This window comes from Pseudomonas sp. FGI182 (assembly GCF_000511325.1).
GTDB lineage: Bacteria > Pseudomonadota > Gammaproteobacteria > Pseudomonadales > Pseudomonadaceae > Aquipseudomonas > Aquipseudomonas putida_Z.
Window position 1 is genome coordinate 2811891 of sequence record NZ_CP007012.1, and the last position, 19013, is coordinate 2830903.

Genomic DNA, 19013 nt, shown 5'->3' on the forward strand with positions numbered 1-19013 from the left:
GCGGATCACTGGGGCTGCTTCGCAGCCCGTTCGCGACACAAGGCCGCTCCTACAGGTACCGAGCCAGTCGTGAATCAGGCTTCAGCATCAAGCCTGCTTGAGGAACGGATAATCCGTATACCCCTCAGCCCCATTGGCATAGTCGAACTGCGCCCGGTGCGCATTCAACGGCGCCTGCACCCGCAGCCGCTCTACCAGGTCCGGGTTGGCAATGAAGCTGCGCCCGAACGCTACGGCATCGATCAAGCCACGCCCGATCAGGTCTTCGCCTTTCTCGGCGGTGTAGGCACCGGCAGCAATGATCACCCCCGGGTAGGCTGCACGAATCGCCTGGCGGAATTCGTCACGCAGCGGCTTGCCGCCAGCCCAGTCCGGTTCGGACAGGTGCAGATAGGCAAGGTTGCGCTTGGCCAGTTCGCGTATCAGGTACAGGCCTGCGGCTTCCTGGTCCTCGCCATTGTCCACGCCATTGAAACCACCCAGCGGGAACACACGGATGCCGACGCGCTCGGCGCTCCAGCTGGCAATCGCCGCGTCCACTGCTTCAAGCACGATACGTGCACGGTTCTCGACGCTGCCGCCGTAGCGGTCTTCGCGGTGGTTGGCGCTAGGGGTGAGGAACTGGTGCAGCAGGTAGCCGTGGGCGGCGTGCAGCTCGATGAAGTCGAACCCGGCTTCACGGGCATTGGCCGCCGCCTGGCCGAAGTCGGCAACGATGCCGGCGATTTCCGCCTCGCTCAGCGCCCGCGGCGCAGAGGTTTCCACACGCATCAGGTTGCCGTGCTCGTCACGCAGGGTGGTGCGGGCAGCGGCCGGCAGCGCCGAAGGTGCCACCGGAGCTTCGCCACCGGGTTGCAAGGAAGTGTGCGATACCCGCCCGGTGTGCCACACCTGCACGGCGCTATGGCCGCCATCGGCGTGGATGCCTTCGTTGACACGCTTCCAGGCGGCGATCTGCTCGGCGCTGTGGATGCCCGGCGAGCCGGAATAGCCTTTGGCCTGGAAGGAAATCTGCGTGGCTTCGGTGATGATCAGCCCGGCGCTGGCGCGTTGGCGGTAGTACTCGGCCATCAGCGAGGTAGGTACGTCACCCGGCTCGAGGCTGCGCAGGCGGGTGAGGGGGGCCATGAACACCCGGTTGGGCAGGGTGAGCGGGCCGACTTTCAGGGGTTGCAAGAGTTTCATTGCTGCTCCAGAGGTGGAAAACCAATGGTGCGCACGATACCGAGGTGATTGGGGAAAGGGGGGACCGGGAGCCCGGCATTGGGCTCCCCAATGGCTGTTCCTGATGCTTCTGTACCGCCTGTTCTGGCCTCTTCGCGGGCACGCCCGCTCCCACAGGGACCCCACAATTCCCCAGGCTGTGGTGATCCTGTGGGAGCGGGCGTGCCCGCGAAGAGGCCAGAACAGGAGAACGATCAGCTACGGGCCAACCGCCCACTCACATAATGCGCCACATCATTGAACCCCGGCGTCGACGCATGCCCCGGCGTGACCAGCGAATCAATGAACGCCTCATCCTCCGCCGTAATCTTCACCGCCAGCGCGCCGCCATAGGTATCCCACTGTTCTTCCGTACGCGGCCCGACAATCGCCGAACTGACCAGCCGGTTGTTCAGCACCCAGGCAATCGCGAACTCGACGATACCCACGCCCTTGGCCTCCACATAGGCCTGGATCTGCCGGGCAATGGCCAGCGACTCCTGGCGCCATTCCACCTCCATGATGCGCTTGTCCTGGCGCCCGGCACGGCTACCGGCATCCGGCACCGCCCCCGGCGCATACTTGCCGCTTAGCACGCCCCGCGCGAGCGGGCTGAACGGCACCACGCCCAGGCCATGGGCGCCGGCTGCGGTGAGTTGCTCCGGCTCGGCCTGGCGATTGACGATGTTGTACAGCGGCTGGCTCACCACTGGCCTGGGCACGCCCAGTCGCTCGGCAATGTGGCAGGCCTCGGCGATGCGCCAGCCGCGGAAGTTGGACACGCCCCAGTAGCGGATCTTGCCTTGGCGCAGCAGGTCGCCGATGGCCTGCACGGTTTCTTCCAGCGGCACCTTGTGGTCTTCGCGGTGCAGGTAGTAGATGTCCAGGTAGTCCATGTCCATGCGCGTCAGTGTGGCCTCCAGGGCATTGAAGATGTGCTTGCGCGACAGCCCGCTGCGGTTGGGCAGGCCATCGGCCGGGCCAAAGCCGACCTTGCTGGCCACGATCCAGTCCTGGCGATGGCGGGCCACCGCTTCGCCGACGATTTCCTCCGCGCGCCCGGCGTTGTACACGTCTGCGGTGTCGATGAAGTTGATGCCCTGGTCCCAGGCCTTGTCGATGATGCGCAGGGCGTCCTCGGTGCTGGTCTGCTCGCCGAACATCATGCTGCCCAGGGTAAGGGCGGAAACCTGCAGGCCACTGTGGCCGAGGGGGCGGTAGATCATGCGCTTGGGTCCTTGTGCAGTCGGCTGATCTACCCGTTTTACACACAACCGGGGCGCAATGAAAGGCAGCCTCAACCGATCAGCGCCAAGGCCTCCTGCAAGGTCAACGGGCGCTTCAGGCGTTGCGATAGCGTCGCCATGGCATCGGAATAGCCCTTGGCGATGACCGCCTCGACCCGTTCATCCACGCATTGCAAGGCGATGAAGTCGCCTTTTTCCGGCTCGCCGACGAACTCGATGCGGTTCCAGTCCCGCGCGTGGCCCAGTACTTCGTAGGTGCGGCCGTGCTGGTAGGTCCAGAAGAACGGTACGTCGGCGTAGCGGCGCTGCTCGCCGAGCATGTTGGCGGCGGCGATCACCCCATGTTGCTGGGCCAGGCGCCAGTGTTCGATACGCACCGGGCGCCCGCTGAGCGGGAAGGTGGCGATATCCCCTGCGGCCCACAGGCCATCTGCAGCGCGCATTTCAGCGTCGACTTGCACCGACTTGTCCTCGGTCAGCAGCACCCCCTGGATGAAAGCGGTCGCCGGTCTGACCCCGGTGCCCAGCAGCACCAATGGCGTCTGTAGCCGTTCACCGTTGGCCAGCAGCACGGCCTCGACCTTGCCCTGGCCCTCGATCCGCTCGACCTCGGTGGGGCCGTGGAAGGTGACCCCCTTGCGCTCGTGCGACTCGCGGATGCTACGGCCGATACGCTCGCCCAGGTGCCGGGCCAGGGGGACCTCATGGCGGGTGACCAGGTGCACCTGCACACCGTACTTGCGCAAGGCCGAGGCGGCCTCAAGGCCGATGAAACCGTCGCCGACGATCACTGCCGGCTGGCCGGGCTCGGCAGCGTCCAGCAGGTGCGCGGCATCCTCCCGTGAGCGCAGGGTAAATACCCCGGGCAGGTCGACACCCGGGATATCGGGCCGCAGCGCCTTGCCGCCGGTGGCCAGCAGGCAGGCGTCATAGTCGATCTGCTGGCCGTCGGCCAGGGTGATCTGGCGTTTCTGGGTGTTCAGGGTGCGCACCTTGCCATGCTTGCGCTCCAGCTGGCCCTTGCGCAGGGCGTCGGCGTCGAGCAGGGCCGGCACCTCATCGGGCGGCATCTGCCCGGCGATCACGAATTTGCTCAGGGAAGTACGATCGTAGGCTGGCTGGCGCTCCTGATCGACCCAGACCAGGCGGCCGGCAAAGCCATGGGCCAGCAGGGTGGCGACTGCGGCGCTGCCCGCGGCACCGGCGCCGACCACCACGAAACAGCGGGCGTCGCTGTGGCGGGGCGGCTCGGTTCTGGGCAGGGGTTGGTCATCGACCCAGACCTCGTCGCCCTTGACCCAGGTTTTGTAACGTCGCAGGTCGGCCAGGGCCGGCGGCTCGCAGACCGCGCCCTCGTCCACGGCGAACGCGGCCTTGTGCCAGGGGCACACCAGCAGCCCGCCGCACACCACGCCTTCATTGAGTGGCGCGCCTTCGTGGGGGCAGTTGCCCTGGTAGGCGTGCACCTGGTCGCCCTGGCGGATGAGGATGATCTCCTCGCTGCCGGCCTGGACGCGCAGGGGGCGGTGTTCGTCGAGTTGGGCCAGGCGGGCCACGGCGTGCTGGGTCATGGGGGTTCTCCAAAGGGACCTTTGGAACCATTTGACGCCTGGGTCGGGGAGGGGATGCGTTGAGCTGACGATCGGTGGAGGGTGGGGATTTTATGTGGCCTGGGCTGGCCTCTTCGCGGGCTTGCCCGCTCCCACAGGGATACCACGGTGTTCGAGCTTGTGGTGATCCTGTGGGAGCGGGCGAGCCCGCGAACGGGTTCAACTGGCCCTTGCAGTACTCAGCGCACCAGCCCGGGTAACCCGCAAGGCCACCAGGCTACCCAGCACGATCAACGCCGCCAGCGAATACAGCGCGGCATCGGTCGAGCCGGTCTGGTCCTTGATGAAACCGACCAGGTAAGGGCTGAGGAAACCGGCCATCTGGCCCACCGAGTTGATGATCGCAAGGCCCGCGACAGCCGCGCCGGCGCTGAGCAGCGCGGTGGGCATCGGCCAGAACATCGGCAGGCCGGTGAGCGCGCCCATGGTGGCGATCGACAGGCCGAGGATGGCAATGGTCGGGTTGCCGGCGAAGTTCACCGCGATCAGCAGGCCGATGGCGCCCATCAGCATCGGCACCACAAGATGCCAGCGGCGCTCGTTGCGCAGGTCGGCCGAACGCCCGCAGAGGATCATGAACACGCCGGCCAGCAGGTACGGGATGGCGCTGAGCCAGCCGATCAGCAGCGGGTTGTCGAAGCCCATGTTCTTGATGATCGACGGCAGCCAGAAGTTGATCGCGTACACACCGCTCTGGATGCAGAAGTAGACAAAGCCGAAGGTCCAGATCAGCGGGTTGGTCAGCACGGCGAGCACGCCGTCGCCGGTGGTGCTCGGCTTGCTGGCGGCATCGGCGTCCAGGTCGGTGGCGATCAGCTGACGTTCGGCCGGGCTCAGCCAGGCGGCTTTCTGGTAGCCGTCACTGAGCAGGAACACCGCCAGTACACCCAGGGCAACGGTCGGCAGGCCCTGGATCAGGAACATCCATTGCCAGCCGGCCAGGCCGTGCTGGCCGGCGGCGAAGTGTTGGAGGATCCAGCCGGAGAACGGCCCGCCGAGCAGGCCCGAAACCGGGATCGCCGACATGAACAGGGCCATGATGCGACCGCGGCGGGCCGCCGGGAACCAGCGCGAAAGGTACAGCACCACGCCCGGGAAGAAGCCGGCTTCGGCGGCGCCGGTCAGCAGGCGCAAGGCGTAGAACTCGGTGGGCGTGGTGACGAACAGCAGGCAGGTGGAGAGGCTGCCCCAGGCGATCATCATCAGCGCGATCCAGCGCCGCGGGCCGAAGCGGTTGAGTGCCAGGTTGCTCGGCAGGCCGCAGAGCACATAGCCGATGAAGAAGATGCCGGCGCCAAGGCCGTACACCGTTTCGCTGAACTTCAGGGCGTCGAGCATCTGCAGCTTGGCAAAGCCGACGTTGACGCGGTCCAGGTAGTTGAACAGGTAGCAGATGAAAATGAACGGAATCAGCCGCAGGGTGATGCGCCGGTACAGCGCGTTGCGGTTGGTGTCCGTGCCTTGGTCAGGGGCGGGGCTGTATGCCATGATCGGGTTCTCTGTTGTTATGGTTGTCGCCGCGTCGCCTGTTCCGGCGCTCGCCCTGACGAGTCTCGGGGACTGCGGCGTGCCTGTCTTTGTGCTTTTGCACAGCACTTGCACCGGGCTGCTGTGCCCGAGCCCAAAACCCTGACACCCAAAGGACCGTTCAATGTTCGAACTCGACCATGACCTGGCGCAGGATATCGTTGACCGCGCGATGGCCATTCTGCCATGCAACGTCAATGTCATGGACAGCCAGGGGTTGATCCTTGGCAGTGGCGAACCGGAGCGTATCAACACCCGCCACGAGGGCGCGCAACTGGTGCTGGCCAACGGCCGCATCGTCGAGCTGGATACCGACGCGGCCAAATGCCTGAAGGGCGTGCAGCCCGGGGTGAACCTGCCGCTGATGCTGGATGGCCGATTGATGGGCGTACTCGGCCTGACCGGTGACCCGCAGCAAGTGCGTACCTATGGTGAACTGGTTCGCATGACCGCCGAAATGCTGCTGGCCCAGCGCCATTTGCAGGCCGACCAGCAATGGCGTCGGCAGCGCTGTGACGATTTGCTGGCCCTGCTGCTGGGCGGCAGCGGCGATTCTCCGCGGTTGCTCGACGAAGCTCGGCAACTGGGCCTGAAACCCCAGTTGCCACGGGTACCGTGCCTGTTCGAACTGGCCTCGGGGCCAGCCGCCGAAACCCTGGCGGCATGGTTGATGAGCCGCTACCCGGACAGTTGGTGCGTAAGCCCGGCCCGCCAGTCGTTGTTGTGGTGTCGCCCGGCAGGCGTGGTGCTGGACGAACCTCGCCTGCTGGAACGCCTGCAGCGCCATGGCTGGGAAGTGGAGCGGCTGGCCCTGGGCAGTGCCGCGCAAAGCCTGGAGCAACTGCGCCGGGGTTATCGCCGGGTGCGCGACCTGCTGGCCTATGGGCGCGAGGTACTGCCCGGCGAGCGCCTGCTCAGCCTGCAACGCTACCGGTTACCGGCATTGCTGTGGCGGCATCGCAACGATGATGCGCTGGATGAATTGCTGGAGCCGTTGCAGCGTATTCGCAGCAAGGACAGCAGTGGGCAGTTGCTCACCACCCTGCGCGCCTGGTGTGCCCATGACGGCCAGAGCCAGGCCTGTGCCGATGCCCTGGGCATCCACCGCAACAGCCTGCGCTACCGCCTGGAGCGGATTGCCGAGCTGGGCGAGGTCGACCCGCTGCGCATGGAAGGGATGCTTAGCCTCTACCTGGGGTTGCAGCTGCTGCCTGCCGATTGACATGAGACATGTAGGAGCAGCCTTGTGCTGCGAAGAGGCCCGTACTGACAATGCACATCTGTTGCCTGTACCGGCCTCTTCGCAGCACAAGGCTGCTCCTACAAAGGTGGAGGCAGCCGCGAAGGCATCTGCCCAAACAACCCGCCCGGCGTTTTGTGCATTTGACCGAGGCCTCCTTGGCAGCCACCTGTCAGCATGCCGCTCATCAGGACAGGAGAAAACCCATGAAGATCGTCATTGCCCCCGACTCGTTCAAGGACAGCCTCGACGCTGCCGGTGTCGCCCGCGCCATTGCGGCGGGCCTGGGCGAGGCCTGGCCGGAGGCCGAGCTGGTCGAGTGCCCGATGGCCGACGGTGGCGAAGGCACCATGGATGCGATTCTCGCCGCCAGCCACGGCGAACTGCGTCGTCAGACCGTGCGCGGGCCCTTGGGGCAAAGCGTGGAGGCGGGCTGGGGCTGGCTGCCGCAAAGCCGCACGGCGATCATCGAAATGGCCCAGGCCAGCGGCCTGCAGCTGGTGCCGCCAGGCCAGCGCGATGCCTGCCGCAGCAGCACCTGGGGCACCGGCGAGCTGATTGCCGCCGCCCTGGCCGCCGGCGCGCAACGGGTAGTGCTGGCCATCGGCGGCAGTGCCACCAACGACGCGGGCAGCGGCATGTTGCGGGCGCTGGGCCTGCGCCTGCTGGACGCCGATGGGCAAGCGCTGGAAGAAGGCGGCCTGGCCTTGGCCAAGCTGGCCCGCATCGATGCCAGCGACCTCGACCCGCGCCTGGCCGAGGTGCAGTTCGAAGTCGCCGCAGACGTCGACAACCCGCTGTGTGGCGCCAATGGCGCCTCGGCGATCTTCGGCCCGCAGAAGGGCGCCAACCCACAGCAGGTGCAGGCGCTGGACCATGCCCTGGGGCATTTTGCCGACCATTGTGCGCAGCTGCTGGGTGAGGATGTGCGGGACTACCCTGGCTGTGGCGCTGCCGGCGGCATGGGGTTCGCCGCGCGTGCTTTCATGGGCGCGCAGTTCCGCCCCGGGGTGGAAGTGGTGGCCGAACTGGCCGGCCTGGATGCTTTGGTGCAGGGCGCAGCCCTGGTGGTGACCGGCGAAGGTCGCTTCGACGCCCAGACCTTGCGTGGCAAGACACCGATGGGCGTGGCCCGGGTTGCCAAACGCCACGGGGTGCCGGTGGTGGTGTTGGCCGGGACCTTGGGTGAAGGCTACCAGCAGCTGTATGCCCATGGTGTCGATGCTGCCTTTGCCCTGGCCAGCGGGCCCATGAGCCTGGAGCAGGCATGTGCCAATGCGGCTGGGCTGCTGCGGGCGCGGGCTTGTGATATCGGGCGGCTGTGGCGCTGCGCAACGCAGAGTCCCTTGGGCTGTGCTGTCGCGTAGAGAACTGTATTCGCAAGCGGTCCGCGTACCCTGTGGGAGCGGCTTTAGCCGCGAAGAATTCAACGCGGTACATGGCACCGGCTGCGCCGGTGTTCGCGGCTAAAGCCGCTCCCACAGGGACTGCACGGATTCAGCCTTTGCGGTGATCCTGTGGGAGCGGGTTTACCCGCGAAGAGGCCAGTACAGGCGACACAAGAAGGACAGGTATGAACGCGATCGTATCCATACCAAAGACAGTGACCAGCAGCTCCCACAGGGCCCCTGCTAATTCAATGAGTCATGTGCCGTTCTATGAGAGGGGGTTATGTGGTGCTGTTCCTGGACAGTGCCCCCCGATGACCAGCGACGCCCAGGTTCTCGAACATGGCAATGAAGTTGGCCAGCGCCGGTGAAGCATTCCGCGCGTTCCATTTCATGTACAAGCCCAGGCCCGGGGTGGGCTGGTCGTCGATTGGCAGGATTGCTCGGAACTGCACGCGCTCGCGCGGTATGGAGCCGATGAACGAGGCCGGCACCAGGGCCACGCCAAAACCACAGGCCACCAGGCCGAGCAGGGTGTGGACCTGTGCCGCTTCCTGCACCACCCTGGGGTAGAAACCCGCCGCCTCGCACAGCGCCGTCAACTGCGCGTGGTAGCCGCTGCCCAGGGCTTGCGGGGTGAAGACGAAATCCTCATCAGCGAAATCGCGCAGGTCTACCGCCCCTTCCTGTGCTTTGGCGTGGCGGGCGGGCAGGGCCATGACGATTTGCTCGTCGAGCAGCAACCGTGACTCTAGGGTGCCAGCCGGCAACGGCAACCTGCGCATGAAGCCGATATCCGCCTCACCGGCCAGCAGGGCCTTGGCCTGCGAGGCCGATGGCATCTCGCGGATGGTCAGCTGCACGCTCGGGTACGCCTCGCGAAAGCGGCGCAAGGTCGTGAGCAGCGACTCGTAATAAGCGATGGAAATGGCTGTGATGTCCAGCTTGCCGCAGATGCCGGCGGACACATCGCGCGCATACTCGATGCCCTGTTCCAGCTCGGCCAGCGTGCGGTAGGCGGTGTCGAGGAAGGCCGTGCCCGCTGCAGTCAGCCGCACCCCGCGCTTGTTGCGCAGGAACAGGCTGAAACCGAGCTTGTCCTCGAGGCGACCAATCGCCTGGCTCAGCGGTGGTTGCGCCATGTGCAGGCGAGCGGCGGCCTTGTGGAAGTGCAGCTCTTCGGCCACGGCGACGAACTGCCGAAGCAAACGTGTTTCGATCATCCTGCGGTCCTTCGGGCCCGGTGAACCGGCGGTGATATCCATGAGATATCAAAGTTACATGCTTTTAATATTAAGTCATTGATTTTTTTGTTGTTATCGTAGAAAGGAGAATCGAAGGTAGCCAGCAAATGCCCGTCACAGAGCCTTTCCACGACAACGTTGCGGTATTCACCGATGCCGCACAGGGCCTGGGACTGGCCTGTTCCATGACGCTGGCGGAGGTGGACGAACTGCGTAACCGCCTCAAGGCATGCAGCCATGTGCCAGTCAACGTCGCCAACACCCGCGCCGACCTGGGCGAAAGCCTGGTCTGGGATGAATGCAGCGGCGCGTTGTACTTCGTCGATATCTCTGGCGGGCGGATCAACCGCCTGACAACCGATGGCGAAGCCGAATGCCTGTACGAATCTGCGGCACGCATCGGCGCGTTGGCGTTGACCGACCAGGGCAACCTGATTTTCACCGAGGATGCCAGCGTGGCCATCTTCGACGTGCCGCTGCGCAAGGTACGCCGGCATTCGGTGTCGGTTCACCCGCGGTCGACCTACCGTTTCAACGACGGCGCCTGCGACCCGCAGGGCCGCTTCGTAACCGGGCTGATGGACGATGCCCTGAGTGGCAACACCGGGGCGCTGTTCCGCTTTGACGGGCAGTTGAGCGACCAGGTGATCCACGACGACATGGCGTTGCCCACCGGCCTGGCCTGGTCGCAGGATGGCCACACGGTGTACTTCGTAGATTCGGCGGCGCGCTCGATCTACCGCGCCAGGTACCTGGCCGAAGGTCGGCTTGGTGCAGTCACCCTGTTTGCCGAAACCCCTGCCGAACTGGGGCGCCCGGACGGCCTTGCGCTGGACCGCGAAGGCGGCCTGTGGGTATGCCAGTACCATGGCAGTTGCCTGCTGCGCTATGACCGCCATGGCCACCTGACCGACCAGGTGCTGATGCCAGTGCCGTGCCCCACCAGTTGCTGCTTTGGCGGGGCGGGGATGAACACCTTGTTCATCAGTACCGCGCGCTTCGGCATGAGTGCCGAAGACCTGCACCATTACCCCGACGCTGGCGACCTGTATGCCATCAGTCCGGAAATCGGCGGCATCGCCCGGCACACCTTCAAGGAATGAGCTTTTGCGCCTGGCTGGCCGGTAGCACGGCCAGTTCGCCAAAGCGCTGTGCCGCGTCGATGTAGCGCAACGCCGACTTGGCGTCTTTCCAGCCCACATAGCTCATCAGCGCCTTCAACTCCCAACCGTTGGCCGTGGCCCAGGTGGCGAAGCCACGGCGCAGCGAGTGGCCGGTATACAGCGCCGCCGGTACCCCGGCGCGTTCCAGCATGCGCCGCAGCAGGCCGACCAGGCTGTTGCTGTTGAGCGCGGTGTCGCCGAGGTTGCCCCAGCGGTCGAGCTTGCGGAACACTGGCCCATGGGCGATGCCGGCGACTTCCAGCCATTGCAGGTAGGCCGTGACCGGGCACAAGGCCTTGAGGGCCGGGGTGCGGTGTTGTACGCCCAGGGCCTCGCGGTCGCCCTTGCTGCGCGGCAGGAACAGGGTGATGCCGACACCGGCCTCGGCCTGGATGTGCTCCACGCGCAGGCGTGCCAGTTCATCACCCCGAAAACCGCGCCAGAAGCCCAGCAACAGCAGCGCAGCATCGCGACGCGCCCGGCGCAGGGTGGCCAGGTCATGTTGTTCCCGGGCCAGGCGGGCTTCTTCTTCGAAACATTCCACTGCGCTTTGCAGGTGCTGCAGCAACAGCGGCGCGGCCTGCCTGGGCGGCGTCGGGTGCAAGGTGCGGATGCCGCGTAGCACCTGGCGCACCAGCGGCGCCTTGGTCGGGTCGGGAAAACCTTGGGCGACGTGCCATTGGCTGAGCGCCGCCAGGCGCTGGCGCAGGGTGCTGACGGCATGCTGGTCGGCGTGGTCGGCCAGGTAGCGGGCGATGCTCTCGGCCGTGGCCGGCAGAAAACCGCCCCAGTGGGTTTCGAAATGCTCGATGGCGGCTTGGTAGCTGCGCCGGGTGTTGTCACGGGTGGCGGCGCGGAGGTAGCGCTCGATGTCGGTCATGGTGCGGGTGCGAGTAGATGATGGGCACACGATAAACCGAAATGGGTTGGTAATACATGCCCGGCCCCTGTAGGAGCGGCCTTGTGTCGCGATCGGGCCGCGAAGCGGCCCCAGCAGTATTCGCGTAAACGCTGAAATCAGAGGGGCCGCTTTGCGGCCCGATCGCGACACAAGGCCGCTCCTACAGGCGTGGCGCGTCAGGCATGATCGGTTCATTCCGGCGGATTCGCCAGGGCTTGCGTTACACGCAGGCCTTGTCCTCGACACCGTTGAAGAGCGGGTAGTCACGCAACTGCGCCGGTGACAGCGGCCGGCTGAAGTGGTAGCCCTGGGCGATATCGCAGCCGGCAAGCTTCAGGCACACCACTTGTTCGCGGGTTTCCACGCCTTCGGCCACCACTTCCAGGCCCAGGCGTTTGGCAAGGATGATGGTGGACGACACGATCGGGCTGTCGTCGTGGCTGTTGGACAGCGGCGCAATCAGCGAGCGGTCGATCTTCAGTTTGCTCAGCGGCAGCGAGTGCAGGTGGGCGAAGCCGGCGTAGCCGCGACCGAAATCGTCCAGGCTGATGCCCAGGCCAGCGTCGCGCAGGGTGTGCAGGTGCGCCACCGCCGTGCCTTCGGGGTCGAGGATGGTGGTTTCGGTGATTTCCAGCTCCAGCCGCTGCGGGGCGATGGCGTACTGCTGCAGTTTGCTCAATAGCCGTGCAGCGAAGTCCGCCTGGCGTAGCTGCAGGGCGGATACATTGACCGCCAGCCGCGTCTCCCGGCCCTGGGCGTGCCAACCCGACAAGGCCTCGCAGGCCAGGCGCAGCACTTCCCAGCCCAGTTCGACAATGAAGCCGCTGCGCTCGGCAAGGTCAATGAACCGGTCCGGATACAGCAGGCCGAACTCGGGGTGGTCCCAGCGCACCAGCGCTTCGTAGCCCAGCACCTGCTGGGTGTCGAGGCGGATCTGTGGCTGGTAGTGCAGCACGAACTGGCGCTCGGCCAGGGCACTGCCGAAGGCCTGTTCGAGGGTGAAGGCGTGGATGTCGGCCAGGTTCAGCGACGGGTCGAAGAAACGGTACTGGGCTCGCCCGGCCTGCTTGGCCGAATACATCGCGGCATCAGCACTGCGGATCAGGCTGTCGATGTCCTGGCCATCGCGCGGGCAGATGCTCACGCCCACGCTGGGGCTGGTGTTGACCTCCTGGCCGTCCAGCGCGTAGGTGGCCGACAGCTTCTGCACCAGTACGCGGACCCAGGCATTGATCTGTTCCTCGCTGCGCTCGCCGGCCAGCAGCACCACGAACTCGTCGCCACCAAAGCGCGAAGCCTCGTCGCCTGGCTCCAGCAGACGCTGGATACGCCCGGCCACGGCCTGCAGCAGCAGGTCGCCGATCTTGTGCCCGAGCGAGTCGTTGATCGACTTGAAACGGTCCATGTCGATGAACAGGATCGCCATCAGCCGGCGCTTGCCGCGTTGCCGGGTCAGCGCCTGGCTGGCCACCTCGACGAACTGGCGCCGGTTGTGCAGGCCGCTGAGGTGGTCGGTGGCCGCGGCGTGGCTGCTGCGCCGGTGTTCGTCCTCAAGGCGGCCGATCAACTGCTGGTTGACCTGCTGGGCCTGTTCCAGCGCGCTGAAGGCCTCCTGGCGCTTGCGCAACAGGCGCAAGGTCCACAGCAGGCTGGCGAGGATCATCAGGGTCATGCTCAGGTTCAGCCAGAACTGCCGGGAATAGGCCAGCGTCGAAGGCGCGAGGATTTCGTCCTGGCGCTGGCTGACCACCACGCTGAAACCCCGCTCGGGCACGCGCCGGTACAGGCTCTGGTACGGGTCGCCGGCCGCGTACTGGGTCAGCATGCCTGCTTCACTGCCGCTGTCCGGCAGCCCGGGCAGCAGGGCGTCGCCGGCCACCACCACGCCGCTGCTATCGATGCGCAACCGCTCCAGGCCATCATCCTGCAGCAGGCGCACCAGCCCGCTGCTGCCCAGGTCGATGTGCTGTAGCAGCACCGCCAGGTAGCCGATGTCCAGCTGCACCACCAGGATATTGTCGATTTCGCGGCCGGGCAGGTTGGTCAGAGGCAGCAGGAACGGCAGCCGCCAGTTGGGCAGGGTGGCCGGTTGGCCGGGGGGCTGCACGCTGGGCAGGAACGGTTTGAAACCGTAGCGGGCAACGTGCCGTTGCAGCTGGCGCAGCCAGTCTTCGGGCAGTTCGGCGGCTTCGTCGGCATGGCTGGCCGACAACAGCCGGCCTTGCCGGTCGTACAGGCTCATGCGCTTGAAGACCGGGTCTTCGGCAAGCATTCGCGCCAGGCTGGCGCTGCCCTGGCGCAGCACCTTCATGTCGTCCTGGGTGACCCGGCCCACGGCCTGGGCACGATCCACCAGCTGGCGCAGGCTTTCGCCGACGATACTGGCCAGGTTCAGGTGCTCGGCGGCCTTGGCCGACAGCGCGTCCTGGCGGGCGGCGGCCTTCTGCGAAACGTGCAGCCCCCAGAGAAAGGCCAGGGTGGCTGCACAGAGCATCAGGATCAGCAGCCGCAGAAGGCTGGCGGATGAAAGCGAACGGCGAATCACTGCTGATAGTTCCCGACCCTGGGTGATGGTCGAAAAATACGACAGTAAGATGACAGCCTAATGACTGATGGCTAATTGCCTTTAAGGATTTCCCTTATCGGCCAGCGGCGTCTGCAGGCGCGCGGTTTCTTCCTCCATGTAGCTCATCAGCGCGCTGACTTCGACATCGCCCAGGCGCATGTTGGGCATGGCCACGCGGTTGTACTGTTCGTACAGCAGCATGGCCAAGGGGTCTTTCTGGGCCAGCATCTGGTCGGGCTCTTTCAGCCAGCGGGTCAGCCAGTTGGCATCACGCTGGCGGGTCACGCCCAGCAGGTCGGGGCCGATGCCGGGCTGCCCTGGTTCGGCGTTGCCCAGGGTGTGGCAGGACGAGCAACGGGTACGGAACAGCTGCTCGCCACTGCTGGGGGCGCGCACCTCGGGAGCCTGCGCGTAGTCGTTGGCCATGGCGCTGGCCTGTTTCCAGTTGTGCAGGCTGTTGCCCAGGCGGTCGGCGAGGATGTACGGGCTTTCGAAGGGCGAGGCTTTCATCCAGCGGCCGGTGGCCTGGTTGCCGATGATCAGGCTGAGGTTGTGGTCTTTGGAGCGGCCGTTTTCCAGGCCATCGATGTACAGGCCCAGGCTGCGGCGCAATTGTTCGATATCGGCTGGCTCGCCGGTGAGCAGCGTCCAGCCGGGGCCGATACCGAACTTTTCGGCGTAGCGCTTTAGGGTGGCGGGGGTGTCGTTGTAGGGGTCGATGCTGATGGAGTAGAGGAAGATGTCCTTGCCGACCCGGTCACCGAGGATTTTCTGTACCTGGCGCAGGCGGGCGGTTTCTACCGGGCAGGAATCGGAACAGCCGGTGAAGATGAAGTTGATGGCGACCACCTTGTCCTTGATCAGGTCGTCGAAGAAATGCACCTTTTCACCGTCCTGGGTGAGCAGCGGGATGTTGGGGAAGTAGTCGGCACCCCAGGGCGTTGCAGCTTCCTCGGCCACGGGTTGCTGTGGTTGCAACGGCCAGAACGGGATGCTGGCGGCGAACAGCGAGAGCACCAGCAGGAAACGCCATGAGCCGGACATGATGCGGTCCTCGTCGATAACGGGATCGGGGCTGCCATGCAGCCCATCGCCGGCAAGCCAGCTCCCACAGGGACTGCACATGGCTTGCCGGCGATGGGCCGCATGGCGGCCCCCGCTTTACCCTCACTTGTATCTGACTGGCGCGGTCACGCTCTGCCCCAGCGCCGACTTCACGGTCACAGTCGCCGGCGTGGCCGGGCCGTAGCCGGAGGTGGTTGCCACCAACCGCCAGCTGGCACCGCTGCCCGTGGCGGTCATCGTGGCGGTGCCCAGGTTCACCGGGCCGCCGGTAGTGGCCGCGGTCACCGTGATGCTGTTGCCCGTGGCCACCGTGGTAGTGCCAGCAATTTCCCAGGTGAAACGGTTGCTGCTGAGCACCTGTACCGTGGCACTGGTGACCTGGATCTGGTCGACCACCGCTGCCGAGCCTACCGCGATGCTGACCGTGGCCGGTGCTACCGATTCGGCGCCCTTGGCGTCACGCGCCGAGTAGTTGAAGCTGGCGGTGAACGGCGTGGTGACAGTGGCCGGCGGGGTGTAGGTCACCTTGGTGCCATCGGTGCTGGTATTGCCTTGGCCGGAGTCCGGCTGGCTGAGGCCGACGACGGTCAGCGGCAGGTTGCCTTCCGGGTCGGTATCGTTGGCCAGCACGTTCAGGGTGATCGGCTTGCCGGCCGTGGTAGCCGCGCTGTCGTTGGCCGCGACTGGCGGTTTGTTGGCCGCGTCGTCGTCGTCATGGTCTTTGGTGCGGAAGGTCGGCAGGCCAACCGAAGCGACGTACTCCACGCCATCCCAGCCTGGCAGCGGGGTCGGCATCACCTGGAACTGGCCTGGGTGCTCCAGGTCCCAGCGCAGCAGCATCGACGAGTCTTCATGCTGGGTGTTGTGGCAGTGTTCCATGTAGGTACCGGCAAACTCGCGGAAGCGGATCGCCACTTCCACTTCTTCCGAAGAATCGATGTCCGGCCCGATGCGATACACGTCCTTGCGCGCCCATTTTTCCCATTCTGGGGGTGCCTTGCCGTCGCGGCTGAGCACCACACCTTCCTCGAAGTGCACATGCACCGGGTGGCTCCAGCCATTGCCGCCGTTGATGATCTTCCACACTTCCAGGGTGCCGTCGCCGCTGAAGCCGGCATCGGTGGACTGCTGGGCCAGCTGTGGCGCCGCGCTGATGCGCCGTGGGTCCATGCTGTAGCCAAAGCCGCCATCGGTCTTGATGGTCCAGGGCTGGGTGTCGGTGCCGTCGGAACGACCGAAGATGAACTCGCGGTGGCGGGCAGCCTGGAGTTTGGCCTGGTCGGTGGCAGAGTTGCGGTCGATCGGCAGCGGCAGCATCTTCATGCCTGCGGCCTTGCCCGGTTTGGCCGGTTCATAGGCTGCCGGGTTCATGCTCAGGTCCTGGCCGCTGTAGGGCTGTACCACAAGCTGCAGGAACTTGCCGATCCCCGGGTCGCCGTTTTCCCAGCGTGGGCCTTTGCTGGTCTGCTTGATCACTGGCTTGTACTTTTCCGACAACACATCGCCCAGCGCGATGGCGCCTTCCGGGCCCTTGCCGCTCTGGTGCTCCTCGAGGTTGACGAAGTACAGCTTGTCGCCGACCTTGATGCCGTTCTTGGCGAAGTTGATGATGATGTCGTAGCGCTCGGCGATGCCCTGCAGCGGCAGAACGCCGTTGTTGTCCTGCAGGTTGCCGTCACCATTGAGGTCCATGGTGCCGTCGAACGGCACGGTGTGTTCCATGATGTTGCCGTCGTTGGCGATCATGTGGAACGGCACTCGCGCATACGACAGGTTGGAGCCGGTGGGGCCTTTGAATTCGCCACTGGTACCGGCAATTTCGCGCACCACGGCGAACTTGAAGTAGCGCGACACCGAGCCGTTGAGGATACGGAAGCGGTAGTTGCGCGCGCGTACCTTGAGCGTGGGCCGGTACTGCCAGTTGACCAGGATCTGGTCGCCGAGGAAGCCGTCGGTGTTGAACGGGTTGAACCACAGCTGGCCGTTGGCATCCCAGGCCTTGTCGGCGATCACCAGGTTTACGTCGTAGTCGCGGTTGCCCCACGGCATGCCCGAACCGCTGGGGAAGCGCAGGTTGACGCCATCCTGCAGCGCCTCATTGCCGCGGTCCAGGGCGCTGTAGTAGTTCATCATCACGGCATTGCCTTTGTAGACGTTCTGCGCCGTGAAATCCAGCATGTGGTCGTGGAACCAGTGGGTGCTCATGGTTTCGCGCCAGTCACCACGGATCTTGATGCTGCCGTTCTGGCAGGTTTTCAGGCCTGGCGAGGCGTCATTGACGAACAGGGTTTCACCCGGTGAGCAGGGGAACGCCGCACGCGGGTCCTGGGCGCGGGTGTTGATGGTGTCGTAGCCGGCCAGCTGCAACGGCCAACGGTAGTCGTAATACTGGCCGGGGAAGAAGTAGGCATTGGCATAGCCGTCGCTCTCGGCCGGCGAATGGCCGTTGTGCTCGTGGGTGGAGAGGGTGTGCAGACCAAAGCCGTTGTTGGCTGCAGGGTCGATCGGCAGGGCGTTGTAATGGCGCATCAGGATCGGCTGGCCATAGCGCACCATCAGCAGCTTGGGCGGGAAGGTGCCGTCGAAGGTCCACAGTGACTTGTGGTTCTGCAGCGGCATTTTTGGGTGGAAGCGGGTGTCGATGCCCTTGGTGGTGCCCAGCGTGTTGGGGATGTCGGAGGTCTGGTAGTACAGGCCACCCGGGGCGAACTCGCCGACCGCATAGTTGTGCAGTTGCTTGCGGTCACGCAGGCCGAGGTTGATGCGCGCACCGGCCTGGGCGGTCTTGAACCCCGCCTGCGGGTAGAACTCGTTCCAGCGCTGGTGCGACCAGCCTTTTCCTGGTGGCCGGCCTTCCGCCGGCGAACCGACCGGTTGGCGGTTGAGGAACATCTCGATCTGCGCCTTCCACGGGTTGCGGTCCAGCACGTTGGAATACTGGGTCGGGAACGGGTACAGGCCCGGCTGTTTGAGGAAGGCTTCCAGGGCCGTGCCGCTAGGGCCGCTGCGGGCCACCACATTAGGGTCCTGCGCCGGTGCTGCGCCCAAGGTGGGCACCGGGAAGGTCAGGGGCGGCGGCGGCAACGTGGGGTCGAGTTTTTCCGTGCCGAATTCCTCGAACAGCAGTAACTGCTGGGTAAACGGCAGCGCCCCGAACAAAGGGCTGGGCTTGCCGTTGGTGGGGTATTTTTCTCCGGTTTGCAGGGCCGGCGGCAGCACGTTGTTGGCGCGTACTGTGTCGCGGTCACCGTACACGCCATCGGTCAACTCGAGTGCGCCTCGATTGGCCTCTGGCATGCTGTAAAGGTCCAGCAAGGCCTGGGTTGGATCTTCCGGCTGGTCGGTATAGGCCGAAGGGTCGGTCGGCGGTGGCATGCTGTTGTCGTCGAGGGGAGCGGCGATAGCCGTGACCAGCCCGAGGCCGAGCATCAGCGTGGTGAGGGTGGACAGCTGGAATGCATGCCTGGCAGGGTGGATCACGGCAGGTGTTTTCATTGCCTTGTGCCTCGCTCTCGACATAATGGCCTGCGGCCATCAATGGCTTTTTGCCCGTTTCTGGGGCTAGAGCAACGGGTGTGCCAACCAAATACGAGGAATGTGTTTCTAAACAAATCCTTGTGGCGCCTGATGTGCGCTAAATGCCATTGCGTCAAAAATGGGTGAGGGGCCCCACTAGTGGGTCACCCATTGCCCACAGATTGGGTGGTGACAGCAGCAGCGCCCTGGGGTATACCTGAGCGCCACCAAGGGGGGGCCCGGCATCGGGCTGAGAAACCGCTGGATGCTGCAGCGCGGTGACCCTTCGAACCTGATCCGGATCATGCCGGCGAAGGGATGGGACTTGAAACCTGCCTTTTTG

General features: G+C 65.2%; 12 protein-coding genes and 1 riboswitch. Of the genes, 3 read left to right on the forward strand and 9 right to left on the reverse strand.

The features are described 5' to 3' along the window. Positions 1-87 precede the first annotated feature (87 nt). From C163_RS12370 to C163_RS12385, 4 genes are all read right to left on the reverse strand, one after another. Positions 88-1185 (reverse strand): alkene reductase, encoded by a 1098-nt coding sequence (locus tag C163_RS12370; RefSeq protein WP_025339050.1) that lies wholly within the window; start codon positions 1183-1185, stop codon positions 88-90. A 233-nt stretch (positions 1186-1418) separates the two neighbouring features. Beyond that, complete coding sequence (locus C163_RS12375; protein ID WP_025339051.1) at positions 1419-2429, reverse strand: aldo/keto reductase; 1011 nt, start codon at positions 2427-2429, stop codon at positions 1419-1421. 71 nt (positions 2430-2500) lie between these two features. Continuing rightward, positions 2501-4021, reverse strand: a complete 1521-nt coding sequence (locus C163_RS12380) for an FAD-dependent oxidoreductase (RefSeq protein WP_025339052.1) — start codon at positions 4019-4021, stop codon at positions 2501-2503. A 198-nt stretch (positions 4022-4219) separates the two neighbouring features. Further along, a complete protein-coding gene (locus C163_RS12385; protein WP_025339053.1) occupies positions 4220-5548 on the reverse strand; it encodes an MFS transporter in 1329 nt (442 codons plus the stop codon). Between the two features lie 163 nt (positions 5549-5711). Between C163_RS12385 and C163_RS12390 the strand changes: the two genes are divergently transcribed. Next, positions 5712-6809, forward strand: coding sequence for a sugar diacid recognition domain-containing protein (locus C163_RS12390; protein ID WP_025339054.1), 1098 nt, complete (start codon positions 5712-5714; stop codon positions 6807-6809). Positions 6810-7033: 224 nt separating this feature from the next. After that, positions 7034-8194: a glycerate kinase gene (locus C163_RS12395; protein ID WP_025339055.1), complete on the forward strand. Its 1161-nt coding sequence runs from the start codon at positions 7034-7036 to the stop codon at positions 8192-8194. Between the two features lie 302 nt (positions 8195-8496). On the opposite strand, the gene C163_RS12400 is transcribed toward C163_RS12395, so the two are convergent. Continuing rightward, complete coding sequence (locus tag C163_RS12400) at positions 8497-9438, reverse strand: LysR substrate-binding domain-containing protein (protein ID WP_025339056.1); 942 nt, start codon at positions 9436-9438, stop codon at positions 8497-8499. Between the two features lie 206 nt (positions 9439-9644). On the opposite strand from C163_RS12400, the gene C163_RS12405 reads away from it, so the two are divergent. Continuing rightward, positions 9645-10562 carry an SMP-30/gluconolactonase/LRE family protein gene (locus C163_RS12405; protein ID WP_256220409.1) on the forward strand — a complete coding sequence of 306 codons (918 nt, stop codon included), beginning with the start codon at positions 9645-9647 and terminating at the stop codon, positions 10560-10562. Here C163_RS12405 and C163_RS12410 read toward each other — a convergent pair. From C163_RS12410 to C163_RS12425, 4 genes are all read right to left on the reverse strand, one after another. Then, positions 10552-11502 (reverse strand): site-specific integrase, encoded by a 951-nt coding sequence (locus tag C163_RS12410; RefSeq protein ID WP_025339058.1) that lies wholly within the window; start codon positions 11500-11502, stop codon positions 10552-10554. The genes C163_RS12405 and C163_RS12410 overlap by 11 nt on opposite strands. Before the next feature lie 241 nt (positions 11503-11743). Next, positions 11744-14068, reverse strand: a complete 2325-nt coding sequence (locus C163_RS12415; protein WP_025339059.1) for a bifunctional diguanylate cyclase/phosphodiesterase — start codon at positions 14066-14068, stop codon at positions 11744-11746. A gap of 81 nt (positions 14069-14149) precedes the next feature. Beyond that, positions 14150-15133 carry an SCO family protein gene (locus C163_RS12420; RefSeq protein ID WP_025339060.1) on the reverse strand — a complete coding sequence of 328 codons (984 nt, stop codon included), beginning with the start codon at positions 15131-15133 and terminating at the stop codon, positions 14150-14152. A gap of 123 nt (positions 15134-15256) precedes the next feature. Further along, positions 15257-18649, reverse strand: coding sequence for an Ig-like domain-containing protein (locus C163_RS12425; protein WP_025339061.1), 3393 nt, complete (start codon positions 18647-18649; stop codon positions 15257-15259). 242 nt (positions 18650-18891) lie between these two features. Continuing rightward, a riboswitch (TPP riboswitch) is annotated at positions 18892-19006 on the forward strand. The last annotated feature ends 7 nt before the right edge of the window (positions 19007-19013 follow it).

Coding starts and splice junctions, on each gene's coding strand:
- C163_RS12370 (WP_025339050.1), bottom strand. CDS start 1,185: ATGAAACTCTTGCAACCCCTGAAAGTCGGCCCGCTCACCCTGCCCAAC.
- C163_RS12425 (WP_025339061.1), bottom strand. CDS start 18,649: ATGAAAACACCTGCCGTGATCCACCCTGCCAGGCATGCATTCCAGCTG.
- C163_RS12385 (WP_025339053.1), bottom strand. CDS start 5,548: ATGGCATACAGCCCCGCCCCTGACCAAGGCACGGACACCAACCGCAAC.
- C163_RS12375 (WP_025339051.1), bottom strand. CDS start 2,429: ATGATCTACCGCCCCCTCGGCCACAGTGGCCTGCAGGTTTCCGCCCTT.
- C163_RS12400 (WP_025339056.1), bottom strand. CDS start 9,438: ATGATCGAAACACGTTTGCTTCGGCAGTTCGTCGCCGTGGCCGAAGAG.
- C163_RS12380 (WP_025339052.1), bottom strand. CDS start 4,021: ATGACCCAGCACGCCGTGGCCCGCCTGGCCCAACTCGACGAACACCGC.
- C163_RS12405 (WP_256220409.1), top strand. CDS start 9,645: ATGACGCTGGCGGAGGTGGACGAACTGCGTAACCGCCTCAAGGCATGC.
- C163_RS12420 (WP_025339060.1), bottom strand. CDS start 15,133: ATGTCCGGCTCATGGCGTTTCCTGCTGGTGCTCTCGCTGTTCGCCGCC.
- C163_RS12410 (WP_025339058.1), bottom strand. CDS start 11,502: ATGACCGACATCGAGCGCTACCTCCGCGCCGCCACCCGTGACAACACC.
- C163_RS12395 (WP_025339055.1), top strand. CDS start 7,034: ATGAAGATCGTCATTGCCCCCGACTCGTTCAAGGACAGCCTCGACGCT.
- C163_RS12390 (WP_025339054.1), top strand. CDS start 5,712: ATGTTCGAACTCGACCATGACCTGGCGCAGGATATCGTTGACCGCGCG.